The organism is Chryseobacterium sp. PvR013 (assembly GCF_017833095.1).
Classification (GTDB): Bacteria; Bacteroidota; Bacteroidia; order Flavobacteriales; family Weeksellaceae; genus Chryseobacterium; species Chryseobacterium culicis_A.
Map to the genome: position 1 here is coordinate 3563738 of NZ_JAFIBT010000001.1, position 23705 is coordinate 3587442.

Annotated in this window: 20 protein-coding genes; 9 read left to right on the plus strand and 11 right to left on the minus strand. The window is 37.5% G+C overall.

Features of this window, described 5'->3' with window-relative positions; translation table 11 throughout:
- Window positions 1-56: 56 nt before the first annotated feature.
- Genes rodA through JOE44_RS16215 form a run of 5 tightly spaced genes read right to left on the minus strand, consistent with a single transcriptional unit; the run spans window position 57 to window position 5732 of the window.
- The gene (gene rodA, locus JOE44_RS16195; protein ID WP_209786363.1) at window positions 57-1286 is read right to left on the minus strand and encodes a rod shape-determining protein RodA; all 1230 of its coding nucleotides are present in this window, start codon (window positions 1284-1286) and stop codon (window positions 57-59) included.
- Window positions 1283-3328 (minus strand): penicillin-binding transpeptidase domain-containing protein, encoded by a 2046-nt coding sequence (locus JOE44_RS16200; protein WP_209786364.1) that lies wholly within the window; start codon window positions 3326-3328, stop codon window positions 1283-1285. Before JOE44_RS16200 ends, rodA begins: the two co-directional genes overlap by 4 nt.
- Complete coding sequence (locus JOE44_RS16205) at window positions 3325-3831, minus strand: rod shape-determining protein MreD (RefSeq protein WP_105683113.1); 507 nt, start codon at window positions 3829-3831, stop codon at window positions 3325-3327. Before JOE44_RS16205 ends, JOE44_RS16200 begins: the two co-directional genes overlap by 4 nt.
- Window positions 3824-4678 carry a rod shape-determining protein MreC gene (gene mreC, locus JOE44_RS16210; protein ID WP_062673151.1) on the minus strand — a complete coding sequence of 285 codons (855 nt, stop codon included), beginning with the start codon at window positions 4676-4678 and terminating at the stop codon, window positions 3824-3826. Before mreC ends, JOE44_RS16205 begins: the two co-directional genes overlap by 8 nt.
- 28 nt (window positions 4679-4706) lie before the next feature.
- Window positions 4707-5732 (minus strand): rod shape-determining protein, encoded by a 1026-nt coding sequence (locus tag JOE44_RS16215; protein WP_045491741.1) that lies wholly within the window; start codon window positions 5730-5732, stop codon window positions 4707-4709.
- Window positions 5733-6147: 415 nt separating this feature from the next.
- On the opposite strand from JOE44_RS16215, the gene hemA reads away from it, so the two are divergent.
- Genes hemA through hemE form a run of 4 tightly spaced genes read left to right on the plus strand, consistent with a single transcriptional unit; the run spans window position 6148 to window position 10136 of the window.
- Complete coding sequence (gene hemA / locus JOE44_RS16220) at window positions 6148-7422, plus strand: glutamyl-tRNA reductase (protein ID WP_105683111.1); 1275 nt, start codon at window positions 6148-6150, stop codon at window positions 7420-7422.
- Entirely contained in the window at window positions 7409-8317 is a 909-nt protein-coding gene (gene hemC, locus JOE44_RS16225) for a hydroxymethylbilane synthase (protein ID WP_209786365.1), read from the plus strand. Before hemA ends, hemC begins: the two co-directional genes overlap by 14 nt.
- Window positions 8318-8373: 56 nt before the next feature.
- The gene (locus JOE44_RS16230; RefSeq protein WP_209786366.1) at window positions 8374-9057 is read left to right on the plus strand and encodes a uroporphyrinogen-III synthase; all 684 of its coding nucleotides are present in this window, start codon (window positions 8374-8376) and stop codon (window positions 9055-9057) included.
- Window positions 9058-9104: 47 nt separating this feature from the next.
- Entirely contained in the window at window positions 9105-10136 is a 1032-nt protein-coding gene (gene hemE, locus JOE44_RS16235; RefSeq protein ID WP_047376227.1) for a uroporphyrinogen decarboxylase, read from the plus strand.
- A gap of 74 nt (window positions 10137-10210) precedes the next feature.
- On the opposite strand, the gene JOE44_RS16240 is transcribed toward hemE, so the two are convergent.
- Window positions 10211-11032, minus strand: a complete 822-nt coding sequence (locus tag JOE44_RS16240; RefSeq protein ID WP_209786367.1) for a T9SS type A sorting domain-containing protein — start codon at window positions 11030-11032, stop codon at window positions 10211-10213.
- A 138-nt stretch (window positions 11033-11170) separates the two neighbouring features.
- On the opposite strand from JOE44_RS16240, the gene JOE44_RS16245 reads away from it, so the two are divergent.
- Entirely contained in the window at window positions 11171-11296 is a 126-nt protein-coding gene (locus JOE44_RS16245; protein ID WP_105683107.1) for a GNAT family acetyltransferase, read from the plus strand.
- A 58-nt stretch (window positions 11297-11354) separates the two neighbouring features.
- On the opposite strand, the gene JOE44_RS16250 is transcribed toward JOE44_RS16245, so the two are convergent.
- The 5 genes from JOE44_RS16250 to JOE44_RS16270 all read right to left on the minus strand — a co-directional run bounded on the left by JOE44_RS16250 (window position 11355) and on the right by JOE44_RS16270 (window position 17348).
- Window positions 11355-12575, minus strand: coding sequence for a cysteine desulfurase (locus tag JOE44_RS16250; RefSeq protein ID WP_209786368.1), 1221 nt, complete (start codon window positions 12573-12575; stop codon window positions 11355-11357).
- A 241-nt stretch (window positions 12576-12816) separates the two neighbouring features.
- A complete protein-coding gene (locus tag JOE44_RS16255) occupies window positions 12817-13458 on the minus strand; it encodes a 50S ribosomal protein L25/general stress protein Ctc (protein WP_047380212.1) in 642 nt (213 codons plus the stop codon).
- 55 nt (window positions 13459-13513) lie between these two features.
- Entirely contained in the window at window positions 13514-14452 is a 939-nt protein-coding gene (locus JOE44_RS16260; protein ID WP_047380211.1) for a ribose-phosphate pyrophosphokinase, read from the minus strand.
- Window positions 14453-14537: 85 nt separating this feature from the next.
- A complete protein-coding gene (locus tag JOE44_RS16265) occupies window positions 14538-16097 on the minus strand; it encodes a G-D-S-L family lipolytic protein (RefSeq protein WP_209786369.1) in 1560 nt (519 codons plus the stop codon).
- Between the two features lie 12 nt (window positions 16098-16109).
- Window positions 16110-17348: an outer membrane protein transport protein gene (locus JOE44_RS16270; RefSeq protein ID WP_105683103.1), complete on the minus strand. Its 1239-nt coding sequence runs from the start codon at window positions 17346-17348 to the stop codon at window positions 16110-16112.
- A gap of 438 nt (window positions 17349-17786) precedes the next feature.
- Here JOE44_RS16270 and ricT point away from each other — a divergent pair, with 438 nt between their 5' ends.
- The 4 genes from ricT to JOE44_RS16290 all read left to right on the plus strand — a co-directional run bounded on the left by ricT (window position 17787) and on the right by JOE44_RS16290 (window position 23646).
- On the plus strand, window positions 17787-19187 hold the full coding sequence (gene ricT / locus JOE44_RS16275; protein WP_209786370.1) for a regulatory iron-sulfur-containing complex subunit RicT: 1401 nt from the start codon (window positions 17787-17789) through the stop codon (window positions 19185-19187).
- Window positions 19180-19644, plus strand: coding sequence for a gliding motility lipoprotein GldH (locus JOE44_RS16280; protein WP_209786371.1), 465 nt, complete (start codon window positions 19180-19182; stop codon window positions 19642-19644). The genes ricT and JOE44_RS16280 overlap by 8 nt, the downstream gene beginning before the upstream one ends.
- A gap of 6 nt (window positions 19645-19650) precedes the next feature.
- Window positions 19651-22029: a transglycosylase domain-containing protein gene (locus JOE44_RS16285; RefSeq protein ID WP_209786372.1), complete on the plus strand. Its 2379-nt coding sequence runs from the start codon at window positions 19651-19653 to the stop codon at window positions 22027-22029.
- A gap of 75 nt (window positions 22030-22104) precedes the next feature.
- On the plus strand, window positions 22105-23646 hold the full coding sequence (locus JOE44_RS16290) for a protein adenylyltransferase SelO family protein (RefSeq protein ID WP_209786373.1): 1542 nt from the start codon (window positions 22105-22107) through the stop codon (window positions 23644-23646).
- Window positions 23647-23705 lie beyond the last annotated feature (59 nt).

The following is a 23705-nucleotide window of genomic DNA, read 5'->3' on the forward strand; positions in this document are numbered from 1 at the left end:
ATGTGTAAAGAAGAAGTATTACCTTTTTGCGATTTTATATTTTCGCTTAAAAGATATTACACCAGGCTATTCTTATCCGAATAATTAAGTTTAAAGAAAATAAATGTCATCATGGAGAAGGCCAGTAAAGAACTTCCTCCATAACTGAAATACGGGAGAGGAATCCCAACTGTTGGGAAAAGCCCCATAACCATCCCTAAATTGATCGAAAAGTGCATCAGCAGAATCGAGGCAAAGCAATACCCGAATACACGGTTAAAAGTAGATTTCTGTTTCTCTGCCAGATAATATATCCTTCCAATATAGACCATGTAGCATAAAATAAGAATCGCACTTCCTAAAAAGCCCCATTCTTCTCCTACTGTACAAAAGATATAATCCGTTTCCTGCTCAGGCACAAATTTCCCCTGGGTAACAGATCCTTCACGGTATCCTTTTCCCCAAAGGCCACCGGATCCGATAGCCGTTTTGGAATATAACAGATTGTATCCTGAAGTATCTCTAAATGCCTTTTCACCTTTGTAAAGAACCTCAATTCTTTCTCTTTGGTGTTTAGGAAGTTTTTCTAAAATATAAGGAGATCCGAAAGCCAGGCCGCACAATAAAAGAATGGAACCGGTAATTCCCGAAATAGAAATAACGTCCCATGACATTCTATGATAATTCATAGCAATCAGAACACCAGCAATCACTAAAACAGCGATCGCAACATAAACGGGAGGAACCGCTAATGCGATCAAAAAAACTCCGGCGAAAATAAATCCAATACCAAATAAAAGACCACTCAGTCCTTCTCTGTACAAAGCAATAAAAAACGCTATAAATACGAGCATAGAACCCACATCAGGAATCGCCAGAACGACGGCTGCAGGAATACCTATAATAGCAAGGGCAGTCCAGATAGATTTTTTATTTTTAATATTAAAATCCGGGCTTGAAACAAAATTAGCCAGCATCAAAGCAGTTCCAATTTTTGCAAACTCCACGGGCTGCATGGTGAAACTTCCAAACTTATACCAGTTCTTTTGTCCCAGAATTTCTTTACCAAACGGGAAAAGCCCTATCAATAACAAAACGCCTCCAATGTAAATAATCCCGGCCATATTCTCAAAGAATTTGCTTCTCCCAACGAATATAATAAGCCCCACAAATACAGAAATACAGAAAAAAACCAATTGCTTTTCTCCTAGTTTCTGGTCCACACTGTAGATGTTTGCAATCGCAAAAATGCAAAGCAGGAAATACAGCCCAAGGCCCAGTTTATCTATTCCTTCTGTCCATTTCATTGCTTCACAGGTTTTTTAGCAGTGTTATTTTTTTTAGCTTCCTCTTCTATTTTCTTTTGCAGTTTAGCTTTTTGTTGCTTTACCAACTCCAGACTATCCTTAATTTTTTTCTGTTTAATGGAATCAGGTTTAGGATCCACATACAAACCTTTACGCTTCAAATCAGCAATCCATTGCCTTTTATATTCAGGCATGAAACTCGAGGTAATCATTTTTTTATAAAGATTTTCTCTTTTCAGATCACCTGTAATATATTTTTCAGCAATCACTGTACAAGCCGGTCCAGCCCACGTAGCACCAAATCCAGCATGTTCCATTACTGCTACTACTACAATTTTTGGTTTATCAGCAGGAGCAATCAATACAAAGATAGAATTATCCTTTCCTTGCGGAACCTGTGCTGTACCTGTTTTAGCCAATTGGGTAAAGTCATTGGATTTCAATCCTCTTGCCGTTCCTCTCAAAACCACAGCTTCCATCCCTTTTAAAACAGGTTCGAAATGCTTTGGATCTACTAACGTTTTATGTTTAACCTTGAATCTTTGATCAGGATTGGGTTTTCCATCAATAGCCTTTACGATATGAGGGGTATAATACCATCCTTTATTAGCAATAGCAGCTACGTAGTTCGCTAACTGAATAGGCGTTACCAAAACATCACCCTGCCCCATTCCATTATAAATAGCACCGGTTGACATCTCGTCCCAGTTGGTAAAATCCTTTCTCTGGGAGCCACTTGCCTTCATGATGGCTTTAAATCTTTTTTCGTAAAAATCTCCGGAAGGGATTCTTCCTTTTGCTCCAACAGCAAAATCATTATTTAAAAACTCACCCACCCCAAAACTACTCATGATTTTTTTCCATTCATCAACCCCTTTAGAAGGATTTCCCGGGTATTTTTTGATGATGGCAATAAATGCATAGGTAAAGAAACAGTTACTGGAAACCTGAATAGAAGGAATTAACGGATCAGCTCCACCATGTCCTTTAATTCTTTTTCCTTTATAGAAGAATCCTCCTCCACAAGGGAAGATTGTTTTTTCATCCATTACTCCCATTTGCATGGCCGCGAGTGCTGTCAGCAATTTGAAAGTTGATCCCGGAGGATATCCTGCCTGTAAAGAACGGTCAAAAGTAGGTTTATTCTCGTAGAGAGTATCTTTTGAAAGGGCATATAAATTTTTTGATTTATAAGGTCCGGTGAAAAGGTTCGGATCAATGTCCGGTCCTGTTGCCGCCACTAGTACTTCCCCATTATTAGGATCTAAAGCTACAATAGCACCATGTTTGTTGACCATCATTTCCTCAGCTGTTCTCTGAAGATCATAATCAATGGTTAAGGTAATATCTTTACCTGTAATCACATCTTTATCTAAAGATCCGTTTTTATAAGAACCGATATTTCTGAGCCTGATATCTTTTTGAATATATTTTATCCCTTTTACTCCTCTAAGTTCTTTTTCGTAGGATTTTTCAACTCCTGTTTTCCCGATAAAATCTCCTGGTAAATAATAGACAGAATCTTTTTTAATATCTCTTTCGTTCACCTCACTGGTGTATCCCAGAAGGTTTCCGGATGTGGAGACTTCATACTGACGCTGAGGTCTTGATACTATATTGAATGCGGGGTATTTAAAAATAATTTCCTGAACTCTTGCAATATCTTCCCTGCCGAGGTCTTTAATGAAAGTCATTGGGGTCAGCTTCGAATAATATTTCTCCTTTTTGATAATATTGACTCTATTGATAAAATCCTGTTTTGTAATTTTCATCAAACTACAAAAAGCCAGTGTATCAAAATCAGGTTTCATCAAAGCCTGAGTAAATGAAATTTCATAAGCAGGCTGATTGCCTACCATGATTTTACCATTTCTATCAAAAATAACTCCACGCTGTGGAATAACATATTCTGTTTTAATGGATGTATTCGCAGCATTCAATGCATAACGGTCTGTAAACAATTGCAAATACGCAAGCCTCACCACAAAAATAAGTGCGATGATAACGAGGATCGAAAAGATTTTTAAATAACGTGTGTTCAAACTTTTTGTTTGATTTTAAATATTAATGCGTAAATGACTATAAAGATAAATGAAATTACACTTGTCACCAACACATTAAATAATATTTCAAAAAACCTGCTAAACTTAAAGAACTCAATATACTGTAATAAAAGTTGATGCAGGAAAATACTTGAAAATAAAAACAGCAAAAACTGCGCCCATTGAAGGGACTGAAAAGAGAAAAAATCCGTAGAAGTATCCGTAGAAGTTCTAAAGATCAACGTTCTGAAATAGGCAATCAGCGTTGTTGCAAACGCATTAATTCCCCAGGTATTAAGAAAACCATCAATAGATAGTCCTATTAAAAAGCTCAATGCCAGGAACTGAAATTTATTTCTGAAAAATGGGTAAAACATGACAAACACAGGATATAATACCGGAGTATATTTTCCGAAAAGCGTAATCCTGTTCAATACAAAAATTTGTAATGCAACAAGAAAGATCATGATCAATATATCGGTAAATAAAGTTCTGCTAATCATTTTCTTTTTTTATTACAGCCTGCATAGTGTCCTGAATCTTCTGCACTTCTGCTTTCTTAAGATTCTTCACTACATACACTTTATTCAATGCTCCCATTTTCTCACTCAGCTCTACGGAAATATCCCAGAAGCCGGTTTTATTATCTACAGAATATCCTGCAATAGTACCAATGGTTACGCCCTTAGGAAAAATAGCAGATTTACCATCTGTAACGACAGTATCCCCTACTTTTAAGGCAACATATTTAGGGATATCCGCAAGGTGCATGACTCTTGAGTTATCTCCATTCCACGTTAAGGTACCAAAATATCCTGAGTTTTTAAGTGCTGCATTAATTCTGATCTTGTTGACACTTAACACCGATTGAACTAATGCATAACTATCTGTAGAATTGATTACAATTCCCGCAATCCCTCTTGGCGCCATTACCCCCATTTGAGGGAAGACACCGTCTCTTCGGCCACGGTTAATGGTAAAATAGTTATTTCTTCTGTTGATACTGTTGAAAACAATTTCACCATCAACAAAAGTATAGATCTGCCCTCCACCAATGGTATCATGAACTCTTTTGAAAACAGGATTTTTCTCTCCGTCTTTTCCATAGAGCTCAGTCATAAGGGCTTTATTCTGAACCACAAGATCTTCATTGATCTGTTTTAGCTTCAGATAAGAAACTCCTTCATCAATATATCCGGAAACCCAGGAATTGAAAGCAGCCGTTTGGCCTGCAATCCAGGATCTCTGCATGGCATTTCTAGAGAATATCAAAACCAGAGCAATAATTTGCAGGAATATAAAGAAGACGAAAAGAGTATTCTTCGAAAATAATCTCAGCAAAAATCCCATTCAGATATAAAGTCGTAAAAAGTTAAAATTATTTAATTAAGAAATTGAACTTATCCATATTCTTAAGGGCAATCCCTGTTCCGCGAACTACAGCTCTCAACGGATCTTCAGCAACAAATACAGGAAGGCCTGTTTTTTTGTGAATTCTGTCCGCAAGACCTCTTAATAGCGCTCCTCCTCCGGCAAGATAAATACCTGTTTTGTAAATATCAGCTGCCAATTCCGGTGGAGTAAGAGAAAGTGTTTCCATTACGGCATCCTCGATTCTGATGATCGATTTGTCTAATGCACGTGCAATCTCTTTGTATCCAACCATAATTTCTTTAGGCTTACCGGTGATAAGGTCTCTACCCTGTACCGGGATGTCCTCGATATCTACATCAAGATCTTCTACTGCAGAACCTACTTCAATTTTGATTCTTTCAGCTGTTCTTTCTCCGATATAAAGGTTATGGTGAGTTCTTAAGTAATAAGCAATATCGTTGGTAAATACGTCTCCGGCAATCTTCACAGATTTATCACATACGATTCCTCCTAAAGCCACTACAGCAATTTCCGTAGTACCACCACCTATATCGATGATCATATTTCCTTCAGGCTTTTGTACGTCAATCCCAACTCCTATTGCAGCGGCCATTGGTTCATAGATTAATCGTACTTCTTTTGCGTTTACTTTCTGAGCAGAGTCTCTTACCGCTCTTTTTTCAACTTCAGTGATACCAGAAGGGATACAGATTACAATTCGTAATGCCGGTTGAATGAATTTACCTTTGATTCCAGGAATTTTCTTGATGAATTCCTTGATCATATGTTCAGAAGCGTGAAAATCAGCAATAACTCCATCCTTCAAAGGACGGATTGTCTTGATATCCTCGTGAGTTTTACCTTGCATATGCTTAGCCTGTTCCCCTACAGCAATGGGTTTACCCGTAGAACGTTCAATTGCAACAATTGACGGTTGATCTATAACAATTTTATTATTATGGATAATTAGGGTATTAGCCGTTCCCAGGTCTATCGCAATTTCTTGCGTAAACATATCAAATAAACTCATATTTTTCTTCTGATTTTAAGTTTACAAAGATATAAATTTAAGACTACTAAAGAAATTTCCCACCAACTTAATTTGGTTAAAATTTTATTAAAATTTATAATTCTTTATTAACTTTCAATTTAGACATTTACAGAGTTTGATTTCAACTAAAATTCAAGGGGTGTTAAAAGGGTTGAAAAGCGAAATCCCAAAAGGGCAAAAAAGCTAAGAAAGCAGAGGATTCTGATGGGATTAAAGCGAAAAAATTCAAACGAAAAATAATTCAAGCTTTGCTTACAAGACAATTTTGTCATTTTACCGTTTAGCATTTCTTCCATAAACTTCTTTCCTTCTGCTTTTATAGTTTTTTACGATAATTATCATATACACTTTCAGAGAATGGTTAATTAAAAAAATCGTAAATTTGCGACTGCTTATGTTACAGTATTCCAACATTCATCGAACGTCAAATTTTGCCGTGCTTTCAATAAGCTACGAGAAAGCCGACGTAGAAACGAGAGGAAAGTTTGCATTCTTTGATGAGAACATCAAAAACTTTGTTTCCAGAGTCCATCAGGAAGATCTTGGTGATGCATTTGTGGTTTCCACCTGTAACAGGACCGAAATCTATACCACTTCCCCCAATTACCTTTTAGTGGCTGAGGAGTATTGTAAAACCATCGGAGTACATCTTACGGATTTTCTTCAGTTTGCCAATATTCTTACCAAAGAGGAAGCTCTTATTCACCTTTTCAGAGTAGCTGCGGGTCTTGAAAGTCAGATTATCGGAGATTTTGAAATCATCGGACAGATCAAAAAAGCATACAACCGTTTCAAAAAAGAGAGACAAAATTCTAATCCTTACCTGGAAAGAGCAATCAATGCAGCTATTCAGATTTCGAAAAGAATAAAAAATGAAACCGGCATTTCCAATGGAGCGGCTTCTGTTTCTTATGCAGCGGTTCATTATATTTTAAACAGCCAGAAAAGGATTGCAGAAAAAAACATCCTTCTTCTCGGGGTAGGTGAGATTGGGCAGAATACCGTTGAAAATCTGGTAAAACATGTCTTTCAGCCGAAAATTAAAATTGCCAACAGAACTCAGGAGAAAGCTGAAAAGATTTCCCAGAAATATAATATTCCTCACGTTGATTATTCTGATTTTGACAAGGAATTAAAAAACACCGATATCCTTATTGTAGCAACAGGAGCCAAGCATCCTATTATCAACCAGTCTCATTTCCCAAACGGAAAAGAAACACTGGTGATTGATCTTTCGATCCCTCATAACGTTGAAAAGAATGTTACCGAAAATGAAAATGTAACTCTGATTGATGTGGATGAGCTTTCAAAACAGATCCAGGAAACGATTCAACAGCGTGAAAGAGAAATTCCAAAAGCTGAAAAAATCATTAAGGAACTGATGAAAGACTTTATTGAATGGGAGAAAAAGAGAAAGCTGGCACCCAATATTCATCACTTCAAAGCGGTTCTAAAGAATATGGAACGCAACGAAATGCATAATTTTTACAGAAAGAATAAATACATAAACATCACGGACATGGAACTTTCTGACAAAATGATCCAGAAAATCACCAACCGTTTTGCAAAATATATCATCGACAATCCTTTAAAAGCCGAAGAAATTAGTAAATTAATGCACGAAATATTAGTTGAACAACCAAACAACGAATTCAATGAAAAGCATTAGAATCGGAACGAGAAATTCCGCACTTGCACTTTGGCAGGCTAGAGAGGTTGCGAGGCACCTTCAGAACAACAATTATTTAACGGAAATTGTTCCTATCGTTTCTTCTGGCGATAAGAACCTTAATCAGCCACTCTATTCTTTAGGAATTACCGGGGTTTTCACAAGAGACCTTGATGTTGCCTTATTGAATGACGAGATTGATATTGCCGTACATTCTTTAAAAGACGTTCCTACTCAATTGCCTCAGAATATTGAGATGATCGCTTATCTGGAAAGAGATTATCCACAGGACATTCTGATCAGAAAGGAATCAGCAAGAAACAAAGAGTTCCATGAGCTTAAGCTTGCCACCAGCAGTTTAAGAAGAAGAGCTTTCTGGCTGAGAAATTATCCGACTACTGATTTTTCGGATATCCGTGGGAATATTCAAACCAGACTTCAAAAACTGGAAGATGGAGATTTTGATGCCACCATTCTATCTTTGGCAGGTATCAAAAGAATGAAAATGGAAATTGACTATGAAATGCTTCCATTAATGATTTGCGCTCCATCCCAAGGAGTAATTTCCGTAGCCGGACATACTGACAAACCGGAGATCAACGAAATTGTAAGCCAGATCAACCACGAGCAGACTCAGATCTGTGTAGAAATTGAAAGAAATTTCCTGAGTACTTTAGAAGGAGGCTGTACTGCGCCTATCGGAGCATTTGCAGAAATCATTGGCGACCAGATCCGTTTCAAAGCAGCACTTTGCTCTTTAGACGGGAAAAACTGCATTGCTGTGGATGAAAACTTCGTGTATACTCCGGAAGAAAATTTTGGAGAAAAGTTCGCAAAAGTGGTTCTTGAAAACGGAGGAAAAGAATTAATGGCAGAAATCAAAAGCCAGATCTGATATTTCAGATTATAAATTCCTTCCGCAGCTCTTTTCATCTTCTTAATTTTACAGACATGAAAATCTTATTTACCAAAAATATAGACCCAACGATTATATCCAAAGAATTAGGAGAGGATATTTCGGTCGACTGTGTTGAGGTAATTAAGACAAAGCCTATTATGATCAGTCCTTTTGATCTGAAAAATTATTCTCTGATTTTCACCAGCGTGAATGGAGTGATCTCATTTTTCAAAAACAGATTTAAGCCCAATGAGAATTTTACGGCAAAAAACTACAACAAGATCTATTGTGTGGGCGAAAAAACGAAGAGGGAATTAAGAAAACATGGCTTCGGAACCTTTAAGGTGTTGAAAAATGCCGAGACTCTTTCCAGGTTTATTATCGGGAAATGCCAGCACGAGCAGTTTCTTCACTTCTGTGGCAATCTTGCCATCAATGTCCTGGATCAGGAACTTCCTTTACAAAACATTAAGTACAAAAAAGTTACGATATACAATACTGAGGAAACTCATCCTTTAATAAATGAAAAATATCATGCTGCAGTATTTTTTAGTCCGAGCGGAGTTCGTAGTTTTGCAAGGCGAAATTCTCTGGAAGGGATGAAACTTTTTTCCATTGGCGAAACCACTTCCGGTGAGCTGAGAAATTATACGCAGGAAGAAATTTTCACTTCTGAAGAAAATACACTGACCTCCATCTTTGCATTGATCAGAAAAGAAATCAGAAGTAGAATTTAGAATATCTGTTACCGAAATATTGCCGGTAATATTAGTTAAAATTGATTATGATAAAGAACGACCTATATTTAAAAGCACTTCGCGGAGAAACCGTTGAAAGACCTCCTGTCTGGATGATGAGGCAGGCTGGAAGATATCTGCCGGAATTCATTGCCTTGAGAGACCAATATGATTTCTTTACAAGATGTCAGACTCCTGAGCTTGCCGCTGAGATCACTCTACAGCCTATCCGCAGATTTCCTTTGGATGCTGCGATTCTGTTTTCTGATATCCTGGTAGTGCCACAGGCAATGGGAATTGATTTCAAGATGAAAGAATCCGTTGGCCCTTGGCTGGATACTCCTATCAGAACAATGGAACAGGTTCAGAATATTGAAACTCCGGACGTGAATGATACTTTAGGCTACGTTTTTGATGCTATTGAGCTTACGCTACAGAAACTGGACAATGACATTCCATTGATCGGTTTTGCCGGTTCTCCATGGACTATCCTTTGCTATTGTGTAGAAGGAAAAGGAAGTAAAGCTTTTGATATTGCGAAATCTTTCTGTTTCCAACAACCTGAAGCAGCTCATTTATTATTGCAAAAAATTACAGATACTACCATTGCTTACTTAAAGAGAAAAGTAGAAAAAGGAGTTTCTGCAGTACAGGTTTTCGATTCATGGGGAGGAATGCTTTCTCCTACAGATTATCAGGAATTCTCATGGCAGTATATTAATCAGATTGTTGAAGCATTAAGTCCGCTTACTCACGTTGTTGTCTTTGGAAAAGGATGTTGGTTTGCACTGGAAGATATGACAATGTCTAAAGCTTCTGCTCTTGGGGTAGACTGGACTATTAAGCCGGAATTCGCAAGAACACTGACCAATCACACAATGACGCTACAAGGAAACTTTGATCCTGCCAGACTTCACTCAACACCTGAAACGATCAAGAAAATGGTGAACGAAATGATTAACCGTTTTGGAAAAGACAGATATATCGCCAACTTAGGTCACGGAATTTTACCTAATGTCCCTGTTGAAAATGCAGAAGCATTTATCAGAGCAGTGGTTGACTGGAAGCCGAATTTATAAAATTATTTCTTTTTGAAATACAAAAAAACCTTACAGAATGTTCTATAAGGTTTTTTTGTTCCTTTTTCCAATGATTATTCCTTCATTATTTTCTTCTTAACAATTTTCCCGGCATGATTAATGATCATTATAATATAGACTCCTTTTGGCAAATCTGACACATCGTAAGAATCTGATCCTTTACTAAATGTCCTCACCAGCTTCCCTGACTGATCAATCACAGAAATCTTTTCAACCTTATTTTGAGAGTTTTGTTTAATATAAAGATTTCCCTTAACCGGATTTGGATATATCTCTATATGATCAGCATATGAAACCTCTGAAGTTGCCAAAACTCCACTTGTAATCATCACATTATCTACGACAACACCGTAAGAATAGTCTCCGGCATCATCATAAACAAATCTGAGTTTAAAAGCCACGTTAGCATAGGGTGTCAGGTCTATATTTGCAGCAGTATCATAACTTGTTACTACAAATGTAAAGGTGTTAAAATCAAGATCCCACACTCCTGCATCTCCTGAAAAAGTAAAAACCTGAATCCAGGAAGTTCCATTGAAAACTTCAACTTTTAAAGTAGAATCCAGATTATCAATCATATTCGCATAATTAAACGATAGCTTTGGATTTACTAATCCGGTAAGGTTAATTACAGGAGAAATCAGTCTGGCATTCGTATTAATTCCTGTTGGCCCTGCATCATCATCATCAAAAAAAGCTGCCCCATCGGGAAAGCCTGCGAAACCATTCTGTGAACCCACGTTCCAGTTAAAAGAGTTATCCGGATTCTCTACCGTCCACCCGGCCGGCAAAGCATTCCCGTTGAAGTTTTCAGAAAAAATCTGTGCATTACATAAACCACAAATGGATAAAAATAGAATAAATAGTTTTTTCATAATAAAATATTTGATGTTTATATAAAATTAATGAATTATATTTCATAAAACATAATTATACGCAAAATAAATACATTGCATACATTTGAATTTTATCTATAATTTATACCTTTATGTTTAAACTTTAAATCACATCCTATGAAAAAACTAAACAAAGAAAGAATGAAAAGCATTATAGCGGGAGGAGAAATCTGCCTTGAATGCGCCATCGGATATTACCAGGTTATTATTGACGGCCGATGCTATTGTGTTCCAATAGACTAATAAAAAAAGCAGCTATTAAGCTGCTTTTTAATTTATATCATAAAGAATATCGTATTGATTAGCTCAACATTCTTTGTGCTTTTTTAACTCCTTCTACCAGGATATCAATTTCTTCAAAAGTATTATACACCGCAAAACTTGCTCTTACCGTTCCGGCAATATTAAAGAAGTTCATGATCGGTTGTGTACAGTGGTGGCCTGTTCTTACAGCAATTCCCATTTTATCAAGGATCATTCCTACATCAGAGGCTATACCCACTCCTTCCAGATTAAAGGAAACAACCCCGGTTCTCTTTGCTTTTTCTCCATAGATCTTAATTCCTTCTATTTCTAAAAGCTGTCTTTGAGCATATTCCAATAAAGCATTTTCATGATTCTGAATATTGGCATGACCTATTCTGTTCATAAAATCAACAGCAGCTCCTAAAGCGATATTTCCACCTACATTAGGTGTTCCCGCTTCATATTTAAACGGAAGACCGGCATACGTAGTTCCTTCGAAAGAACATGTTGCAATCATCTCTCCTCCTCCGTGAAACGGTGGCAATGCTTCTAATATTTCTCGTTTACCATATAAAATCCCTGTTCCCATAGGAGCATACATTTTATGGCCTGAGAATACAAAGAAGTCACAATCCAGCTTCTGAACATCAATATTGAAATGCGGAGCAGACTGAGCCCCGTCAATAACGATGTAAGCTTCTGTATTCTTTCTTGTTTTTGCAATAATCTCTTCTACAGGATTCACAATTCCCAATGCATTGGAAACCTGATTCACAGAAACAACCTTTGTTTTTTCGCTTAAAAACTGGTCAAAATGATCCATCTGAAGAATTCCGTTTTCATCAATAGGAATGACGCGAAGTTTAGCTCCGGTTCTTTCACAAAGCATCTGCCATGGAACAATATTAGAATGGTGTTCCAGATATGAAATGATGATCTCATCATCTTTCTGCAGTTTCTGTGTTAAAATATAAGCGATAAGGTTCAGCCCTTCTGTTGTTCCTTTTGTAAAGATTACTTCAAAATCATGTTCAGCATTGATGAATTTCTGGATTTTTCTTCTTGAAAGTTCCATTTCTTCTGTTGCCAACTGGCTTAGCGTATGAATTCCTCTGTGAACATTGGCATTAAGTTCTGTATAATATGCGTGACAGACTTCCAAAACTGAATTTGGTTTTTGAGATGTAGCTGCATTATCCAGATAAACCAAAGGCTTACCGTTCACTTCTCTGTCCAATATAGAAAACTGGCTTCTTATTTCCTGAATGTCAAACATTTATTTATTTTTTAAATTAAAACGTTCTTATTTAGAACTCTTCAAATTTACGGCTTTTTTTCTGAAAGGAAGCATAGGGTTAAAGCCTGATACTTGTCAGCTGATAGAAATATTCGATAGCTCAAGGTGAAGAAAGTCAATAAAGCAAAAACTTTATAGAAGAGTGCCTGTTCCTCAAATAATGCAAATAAAAAACCTGCCAATACATTGACAGGTTTTATATTGTTTAAATAAGCAATTCTTATTCTGCTGCAGTTTCTTCTGCTGGAGCTGCACCTTCTTCAGTTGCAACTTCTTCTTCATCTTCATCATCCATTGCTGCTGCACCTCCTTTCATTGCATTTCTAGACATCTTAACAGCAACTACTACTGCATTGTCCGGGTGCATGAAAGAATATCCTTCTGTTTTGATACCACCGATGTAAAGTTTGTTACCAATTCTTAATGGAGTAACATCTACAACGATTTCGTCAGGTAGGTTAGCAGGGATAGCTTTTACTTTTAGTTTTCTGAAAGACTGACGTAAAACACCACCAGCTACAACACCTTTTGAACGTCCAGTAATTCTTACAGGAACCTCCATAACTACTGGCTTATCGTCAGATAGTTGGTAGAAGTCTACGTGAAGAATTTTATCAGTGATTGGGTGAAACTGAATGTCCTGAAGAACAGCTGGAATTGTTTTTCCGTCAACCTCAATAGATACCGTGTGTGCTTCAGGAGTGTATACTAATCCTTTAAAAGCTTTCTCTTCAGCAGAGAAATTTAAAGGAGCTTCACCTCCATAAACAACACAAGGAACTAATTCAGCATCACGTAAAGCTTTTGTAGACTTTTTGCCCACGTTTTCTCTTTTTGTACCTTGAATTGTAATAGATTTCATTTATAATAAATTTAAAAAATTATTCTTATTTAATTTGCAAATTACTAAAAATCAATTAAATAACAAACTTACTGCTAATTGATTTATGCTCATGAACCATGGTCATAACATCTGCAAATAACGGGGCGCAAGATAGCACTTTTATTTTAGATGACAAATTATTTTTAACAGGAATTGAGTCAGTTACAATAACTTCCAAGAGTTTTGAGTTCTCAATATTATCGTAAGCCTTACCTGAAAGCACTCCGTGCGTTGCCATAGCTCTTACTGTTTTCGCTCCTTTTTCAATTAGGATATCTGCTGCTTTACAAAGTGTACCTGCAGTGTCTATCATATCATCAATAAGGATTACGTTTTTACCTGTAACATCACCAATAAGGAACATTTCTTCCACAACGTTTGCCTTTTTTCTTTCCTTATAAGCAATTACTACTTCAGCACCTAAGTGTCCCGCATAGTTTTTAGCTCTTTTCGCACCTCCCATATCCGGAGAAGCAATGGTAAGATTATCAAGATTCAGAGATCTGATATAATCTACGAAAATAGAAGAAGCATACAGGTGATCTACCGGGATTTCGAAGAACCCTTGAATCTGATCTGCGTGAAGATCCATTGTCATTACTCTTGTTGCTCCTGCTGCTGTAAGAAGGTTGGCAACTAACTTCGCACCGATCGGCGCTCTTGGTTTGTCTTTTCTGTCCTGTCTGGCAAGTCCGAAGTAAGGAATTACTACGGTAATGCTCTTTGCAGAAGCTCTTTTCGCTGCATCAATCATTAGAAGAAGCTCTAAAAGATTGTCTGCAGGAGGGAATGTAGATCCAATCAGGAAAACTCTTCCTCCTCTTACAGATTCGTCCAAAACAGGTTCAAATTCCCCGTCGCTGAACTCCTGAAAGTTGATTTTTCCTAATTCTTTCCCATAATTCTGGGCAATTTTCTCTGCCAAGTCCCTGCTGGTTCTTGTACAAAATAGATAACTTAACTGATCGGCCATTTTTACTTTTTAAAAGATTTTGCAAATTTAAAAAAAAACCACAAGATTTACTCCTGTGGTTTCTAAGTTTTTATTTTATCAATTATTAAGGGAATTTAACTCCTGAATATTTGTTCGGATCTACCTGTGGAAGTGTAGACTTGTATTTAGCATTGATGGACTTGATAAATTCATTAGCAACAATACCGTATCCGCGTCCTGTCAGGTGAACTCCATCTAAAGAGAAAGCTCCTCCCGTTACAAATTTCGCAGTATATTTCACTCCGTCAAATAAGATTCCTGACTGTGCATTCAGTTCAACCATTTTAGTATTGGCATCTACAAATGCAAGCCCATAGGAGTCAGCAAGTGATTTGATGGAAGCATTATATGCAGTAGTTGCAGTTTTTACGTAGCCAGCTTCTGTTTTCGTTAATACATGTTGGTTTTGTAATGGATAAGAAATTCCATAAATATTTACCGGAGCAGGAACTCCTGCTGCAGTACTTCCAATCACAGAACTTGTCGTAAGCAAAATATAATCATCTGCTGTCGCCTGTCTTGCCTGACCAAAGATCTGACCAAAAGCAGCAGCCATCAGTGGCCCCAAAGAAGGAGTTAAAGCAGCGGTAAGCTGAGCCGAAAGATCTGTCAGAGCAACATCTTTAATTAAAACAGGATTTGGACCTGTAGCAGAAAGTAAATTAATTCTATCCCCTGCTCCAAAAGCAGTAAGAGCCTGCTTTAAAGGACCATACAAGCTTGTATTAAGAGTTGTCAGATTTGAACCTAAAAGAGCTGGTGTCAAAGGGTTATAAGGCACCGTAGTAAAGAAAGGAACTGAAGTAACAGAAGGGATATTAGCAATAACCCCTTTTGTTGTTCCTACACTTTTAAGACCATCTAAAACCGCCTTAATAGATCCGGCCAAAAGCGCAGGATCAGAGATATCATTTAATTTATAAGTTGCAGGATTTGTATTTCCTGTCTGAACTGTTGCAACCGAATATGTTGTAACCCCTCCTACAGTCTGCGAGTTTGTTCCTCCGTTGGTAGCATAGGACAATACATCATTATTTCCTATCCACAGAGAGAAAAACGTAGCTTTCTGAGCCATAGCATCAGCCAATACACTGGTTGTTGCAGAAGAAGCAAATCTTACAAAATAAGGATTAGCCGTACCGGTTAGAAGACCTGCCTGACTTCCATATCCAGGAGCAACTAAGTGGAATGACTTCGCACCCGGAACCCCCATATTGTTATAAGTACCTCCTCCGGATAGCACATCTAGTGGTGCTGCTGCTCCGCTCGGTACAGGAGCCAAAGATCCGTTAACAACCTGAAGAGTCAATTTTCCAGGAAATCCCGGAAGGTTATTGAATCCACCTACGTCATTAGGCATTAAAGGTTGTTTAAAGTCTCCTCCCCCTGCAAGTTTCATCTGTGCAGCGATCATACTTGGATAAGATTCATTCTGGCCACTGCTATACAGCGCACCATCACGATATCCTGAAGTAAGAGAGTTTCCTAACGATATATATTTTGAAAAATCAGCATCTCCTTTTGTTACCTGGATATCTTTCACATCCGTATCGAAATCCGTATTACAGCTTACTGTAAAAAGAAGTGCAGAAACTGCAATTGTCGATATTATAATTTTTTTCATAGTCTTCTAAAATTAAAATGGATTATAAGATAAACCTAGACCTAAGTAGAATGCTGTTGCTTTTGACTGTCCGTAGAAACCTAAGTTAGCATTATCTACATTTCTGTATTGAGGCATTGCATATCCTCCGGCAATATCCACTCCGAATTGTTTCAGCTTGATACCTATCCCTCCGGTAACCACATAAGTATCATATGAAGGTGTCTCCGGAATAAAGTTATCTGTTGTATAAGGTGCTTCATCATAATAAGCTCCCAAACGTCCATAGATCATATTGGTGAATGCATACTGAGTTCCCAATCTGAAAGTTTTGGAGTTTTTGAAATTCTTAGGATTGGTAAGAATAGTAGGATCCGATGGATTGTTTCCAATAGGAGCATTCTCGAAATCTAAAGTAAGTTTGCTGTATCTCTCCCATCCATGATAGTTAAAGTCTGCAGAAACCTGCCATTTCGGTGTCACTTTATAAGTTAAACCAATGGTATATTCTTCCACCAACGGAAGTGTTGCAGAGAACCCATCCTGTCCGGCAGCATTTAGTTTCAACTGATTATAGATAGATTGAGAAGGGAACTGGAAAGTAGCCGTACCATTCTTAGCTTTCATATCTATTGCTGAACGGTAAGCAATACTTACATCTAATTTCGGATCAGGTCTGAAGTAGAAACCGAAACCATATCCGTGTCCGCTTGCTTTTTTATCATTGATATTTACCTGCCCTCCAAATTGTGTTACTGCTTTATCCCAATCTACAACTCCTTTTGCATAAATATAGCTGGCACCAAAAGATACCCATGGAGCTAGTTTTACAGAAACCATGGGTTGGAAGTAGAAACTTTTCAGTTCTAATTTCTGAACCATTTCTTTACCTTCCCAGTCATTCGGCCACTTAATTGTACTTCCAAAAGGCGTTGTTACACTAAGACCTACGGTAAGCTTTTCTATCGGTCTATAAGTAATCGCGGCATAGAAAGGAGTTCCTACAGGGTTATCTGTCTCTGTACTTTGTAAAGTATTGAAGTTTTGAAAAGTAACCTTGTTACTTGCTGCAAATCCTCCTGCCACTACACTCAGTTTGGAAGGGATAAATGACATACCCGCAGGGTTAAAAAATGTCACACTCGCGTCTTCGGCATGAGCACTAGTATGCGCCATTGCCAATTGTTTTACCCCTTGCAGGGAAACTCTGAAGCCTCCTGCGTAAGATAGAACTCCCGCCAATAAAGCAGTTGATACTAATATTTTTTTCATAGACTATTATTATATAAGCCAAATATAAAATTATTTTGAATACGTCTGTTAATATTTGCCAATATTTTAAACATTATCCTAAAAGAAAACTATGTTTAAAATAACACCTTGAAATAAACAAAAGACAAAACAATCATTATTAAAGGTTTAAGAATACCGAAAAACAACAACTCATTTATTGTTTAATTTTAAACAAATGTTTAACATTGTACCGCAGCATACTAAAAAAACAATACAGGAAAGCAAAATGATAATGAATGTTAAATTAAAAAAAATCTATGTTCATTTATTTCCTTATAGCAGCCTTTATACAGCCTGTGACATTCATTCTTACCTAAAATAAGAAAATGTTTTTTCCCGAATTCAGGTTATTTAAGTATTTTAGAATCGCATAAAGATAAAAATACATAAATTTGCAGATTATAAATAATAGTAAATATGAGTTGTGGATGTAAAACATCCGGCGATTCTGCACATTCTTGCGGCCCTAAAAAAACCGCAAATGGCTGTGAAAATGTAAATACCTGCGGGAATAGTTATAAATTAAGTGTTTTTGACTGGCTTTCTAACATCAACAATCCGGCACCAAACAGGTGTGATTTTGTAGAAGTTAGATTTAAAAATGACAGAAAATCGTTTTATAAAAATGTAAATAATATTCCTTTACATATTGGTAGTGTAGTTACAGTAGAATCAAGTCCGGGACACGATGTAGGCGTTGTAAGCCTTACGGGAGAATTAGTAAAGATTCAGATGAAAAAGAAAAAGTTTTCTGAAGAATCGGCACTCAAAATATACAGACAGGCCAACCAAAAAGATCTTGAGGTATGGCAGGAAGCAAGAAAAAAAGAAGATGGTGTAAAGCTTGAAGCAAGAAAAATTGCCCAGAGAATAGGCCTTGAAATGAAAGTTACTGATGTGGAATACCAGGGTGACTCTTCAAAAATCACCTTCTATTACACTGCCGAAAACCGGGTGGATTTCAGACAGTTAATTAAAGACTATGCCGGAGCATTTCGTACTAAAATCGATATGAAACAAATCGGTTTCAGACAGGAAGCAGCCAAAGTAGGTGGAATCGGATCTTGCGGGCGTGAGCTTTGCTGTTCTACATGGCTTACAGATTTCAGGTCTGTAAACACCAACGTTGCAAGATATCAGCAGCTGAGCATCAATCCTCAGAAGCTTGCAGGACAGTGCGGTAAACTAAAATGCTGCCTTAACTACGAACTTGACAGTTACCTGGATGCCTTGAGCAACTTCCCTTCTTCTTCAACAACGTTGGAAACGGAGAAAGGAAAAGCATTCTGTATCAAAATCGACGTTTTCAAAAAGAAAATGTGGTTTGCTTACGTGGACAGTTCTATTGCATGGTATGATTTCGACATTGACCTTGTTAAAAAGTTGATTTCAAAAAACAAAAGAGGAGAAAAAACACTTCCTCTTGAAGATTTGAAACAGCCGGACACCCCTACCCATACTATTGATTTGATCCAGGAAAACAATGTGGATCGTTTCGAGAAGAAAAACAGAGGAAACAGAAACAGGAATACTCCAAACAAGCAGAGTAACAGCCAACAGGCACAGCAAGGACAAGGGCAAGGGCAAAAAAGAAACAGACCGGAGAGACCAGAAAGGCCGGAAAGATCTGAAAAAACCGAAAACCCAAATGCTCCTCAGTCCGGGAATCAGCCCAAACCTCAAAAGCAGCACCCACAGCAAAAAGGACCTGTGGAAAAAACGGTGAGTAATTCTGATGCTGATAAAAACCCGCAGAGCAACCCAAATAAGAAGAAATTCAAAAAGAAATATCCTCCAAAAAAAGATAATAATGCATAAAATTTTAGGATTACTTTCACTTATCCTTTTCTTTAGCTGTAACTCTTCCTCAGGAGGAGACGTCATCATGAATTCCGTTGATAACAAATGGAATAAGAAAAGTGAACAAAAATTTAATCTTGAAATTTCAGATCCGCAGAATCCTAAAAATATTATATTTGTCGTAAGAAACAACAACAGTTATCCTTACAGCAACATAAGGTTCATTGTGAATTTCACCAATCTCCAGAACAAAAAAAAGGAAACCGATACCTTAAATTATGTATTGGCGAAACCAAATGGAGAATGGCTTGGTACAGGGTTTGGTGATACGAAGGAAACTTTGTTTCAATATAAATTAAATTATCAGTTTCCGGGAAAAGGAAAATATGAAATCGGTCTTACTCAGGCCATGAGAAATGACAACCTTCCGGGAATTGAGGATATTGGAGTAAAAATAGAAACGGCTAAACCGTAACCATAAATGGAAGAAAACAAAAAAAATGCAGGAAATAAGGGGAAAACATTTCCTCTGCCTCCCAAAAAAAAGAAAGATACCTCCTGGAGAAAATGGGTCTCGTTCATTTGGATCGGACTTGTTGCAGTAGTTCTGGGGATTTCGGGACTTTTCTTTGCGGTATCTCAAGGATTTCTTGGGGAAATGCCTGATGTAAAAGAACTTGAAAACCCGGACATTTTTGTCGCTTCAGAGATTATTTCCTCAGACGGAGTCACTTTGGGTAAATTCGAAAAAGAGAAAACACAACCTATCGTTTATAAGGATCTTCCTCCTTTCCTTATTTATGCCCTTCAGGCTAAAGAAGATGAGCGTTTCAAAGAACACTCCGGAATTGATCTTCAGTCTGTTGCCAGAGCTGTAGTTTTTGGGGGTGGACGAGGTGGAGGATCTACCATAACCCAGCAGCTGGCAAAATTACTTTTTACAGGGAAAAGAGCAGATAATAAAATTAAAGCTGTTTTTCAAAAGCTGAAAGAATGGGTAGTGGCTGTAAGCCTTGAAAAAAGATATACTAAAGAAGAAATTGTAACATTGTATTTCAATAAGTTTGACTTTTTATACAATGCAAACGGTATTGAAATGGCTTCCAAAATATACTTTAACAAGAAAACATCTGAGCTTACTCTGCCGGAAGCAACAATGTTTGTTGCCATGCTTGAAAATCCGGTAAAAAACAACCCGATGAGAAATCCGGAAAGAGCAAAAGCAAGAAGAGATGTTGTTTTGGATCAAATGTTAAAAACAGGCTATATAGATCAGGCTACGTTTGATAAAGCTGCTGCTACACCTATTACATTAGATTATCATCCAATCAAAAGTATTAACGATGACTATTCGGCCTATTACAAGTTTTATCTGAGAAAAGAAATTGATAAATATCTTGAAACTCATGAAAAAGAAACCGGCAAAAAGCTGAACCTTTACAAAGACGGCTTAAAGATATATGTTACCCTTGATTCTAAAATGCAGAAATATGCAGAAGAAGCCATCAAGGAACACTTAACGGATCTTCAGAAAAGATTTGACGCAGAGCAGAGGGGAAGAAAGAACAGACCGTTCTATTATCTTAATGACAAACAAATCAATAGTGTGATGGTTCAGGCCATGAAAAGAACCGGCCGATACAAACTGTTGAAAGCTGACGGCATGCCTGACGACTCTATTATGATGGAATTCAAGAAACCTATCAAAACTTCACGATTCACATGGAACGGAGAAGAAGAGATAGAAATGTCTCCTTGGGACTCTATCAGATATCACAAACAGATTGCACAGGCAGGTTTGATGTCTATGGTTCCGGGAACCGGAGAGATCAAAGCTTGGGTTGGAGGTATAGACTGGCAGCACTTCCAGTATGACCACATTAAGCAGGGTAAAAGACAGGTAGGATCCACATTCAAACCTTTCGTATATGCAACGGCTATTATGAAACTGGGAATGACGCCTTGTTCAACCGTTTCTAACGGAACTTATGATCATAACGGATGGCATGTACCGGGAAGAGGAGGAATGCTTACTTTAAAAGATGCATTGGCACACTCTCAAAACCCTGTTGCGGCAAGACTTATTGAAATGACAGGAGTAGACGCTGTAATTCAAACGGCAAGAGATCTGGGCGTAACAGAAGATATTCCAAGAAACAATACAATTGCTTTAGGATCATCAGACATTACAATTTATGAAATGTTAGGTGCCTACAGTACTTTTGCCAACTATGGTAACCACAATAAACCGGAAATGATCTGGAGAATTGAAGATGCCAACGGTAGAGTAATCAAAGAAGTAAATGTAGAACCGAAAGAAGTCATGAACCCGATGTATGCTTACACCATGATTGAATTAATGAAAGGTGTTGCACAATACGGAACAGCTTCCGGAGAATTAGGAAGAAGAGGAATCTCAAAAGCAGTAGAAATTGCTGCTAAAACAGGAACCACTCAGAATAACTCTGACGGATGGTTTATGGGAATCACTCCAAAACTAGCCACCGGAGCATGGGTTGGATGGGAAGACAGAGCAACCCACTTCTTTGGAACCGGTGAAGGTCAGGGTGCGAAAATGGCATTACCGATCTGGGCAATTTTCATGAAGAAAGTATGGGCAGATAAGAGTCTGAAAGTTAGTCCTGATGATAAGTTTGTCAAACCTTCAGACTGGAAAGACGGATGTTCAAACCTTAAAGGATTAAGTGGAGGGTATGGAGATGACGGAAGCCTTCAAACCATTGACGAAATTAAAAACCCAAGGCCTGCAGATCCTACTCCTAAAAAAACAACAGAAAAGAAAGAAGATAACATCAATGAAAACCTTCATTCCAATGATGAAGTAGATTTCAATAAATAAATTCTCTTTTAGAAATACACAAGACCTTTCAATAATTTGGAAGGTCTTTTCTTTTATAATTAATACCTTTGAAGGATGAAAATCGAACGTATCAGACAGCCATTTATTGAAAATTTTCCTGGTGATTTTTCCAACAATTCCATGCAGAGAAATACCCCTAAGGTTTTATTTGCCATCATTAAACCTGCCGGCTTTGACAAACCAGAACTGATTGCTTTTAATGAAGTTTTATCAGAGGAAATAGGCTTAGGAAAATATAATGATAAAGATCTGGATTTTCTGGTTGGAAATAATCTTCCGGAAAACGTTCAAACCTATGCCACAGCTTATGCAGGACACCAATTTGGAAACTGGGCCGGGCAGCTGGGAGATGGAAGAGCCATCCTTGCTGGTGAGATTATCAGTGAGACAGGAAAAAAGACAGAAATCCAATGGAAAGGCGCTGGTGCCACTCCTTACTCAAGACATGCCGACGGAAGAGCTGTATTAAGGTCTTCTGTACGTGAATACCTTATGAGTGAGGCGATGTATCACTTGGGTGTTCCCACCACAAGAGCATTGAGTCTTGCTTTTACCGGAGAAGAGGTAATGCGCGATATCATGTATAACGGAAATCCAGCGTTAGAAAAAGGAGCCGTGGTTATCAGAACTGCTGAAAGTTTTTTACGTTTCGGCCATTTTGAACTGATGTCTGCTCAAAGAGAGTACAACAGCCTTCAGGAGCTTGCCGACTTTACCATTGAAAACTATTACCCGGAAATTACAGCAACTGACAGCAAGAAATACAGAGACTTTTTTGAAAATATCTGTATCCGGACTGCCAACTTAATCGTTGAATGGTTCAGAGTAGGTTTTGTACACGGAGTGATGAACACAGATAATATGTCAGTTCTCGGATTAACGATTGATTATGGCCCCTATTCTATGATGGATGAATATGATTTGAATTTCACCCCCAATACGACAGATCTTCCGGGAAGAAGATATGCATTCGGAAAACAGGGACAGATCGCACAATGGAATCTTTGGCAGCTTGCGAATGCCCTTCACCCGTTAATCAAAGATGAAAAATTTTTAGAAGACACTTTAAATAATTTCGGCACTTACTTCTGGAAAGCTCATGACCACATGCTTTGTAAAAAATTCGGTTTTGATCAGCTTCAAAAAGAGGATGAAGAATTTTTCACTAACTGGCAAAGTCTTATGCAGGAACTTCAGCTGGATTACACCCTATTTTTCAATCAACTGGAAAAAATAACCCAGAACACCAATATATCAGAACATTTTAAAGAAGTCTCTTATATTATGTTGAATGAAGAAAAACAGGAAAAACTCAATAATTTCATCAAAAGCTATGAAGCAAGAATCGCTTTAAACTCAATTTCGGGAGAAGCCTCTTTAGAGATGATGAAAAAAGCAAATCCAAAATTTATTCTCCGAAATTATCTTCTTTATGAGTGTATTGAAGAAATCAGTAACGGCAAAAAAGAAATGTTTGAAAAACTGACCAGAGCCCTAGAAAATCCATATCAGGAAATATACCCCGAGTTCTCGGCCAAAAGACCAGCCGGATATGATGACACAGCCGGATGTTCCACTCTTTCATGCAGTTCGTAATTAATAAATTTTTATAAAAAATCAAAAAACGTGTAATTATTTTCATTTTTTTATTACAT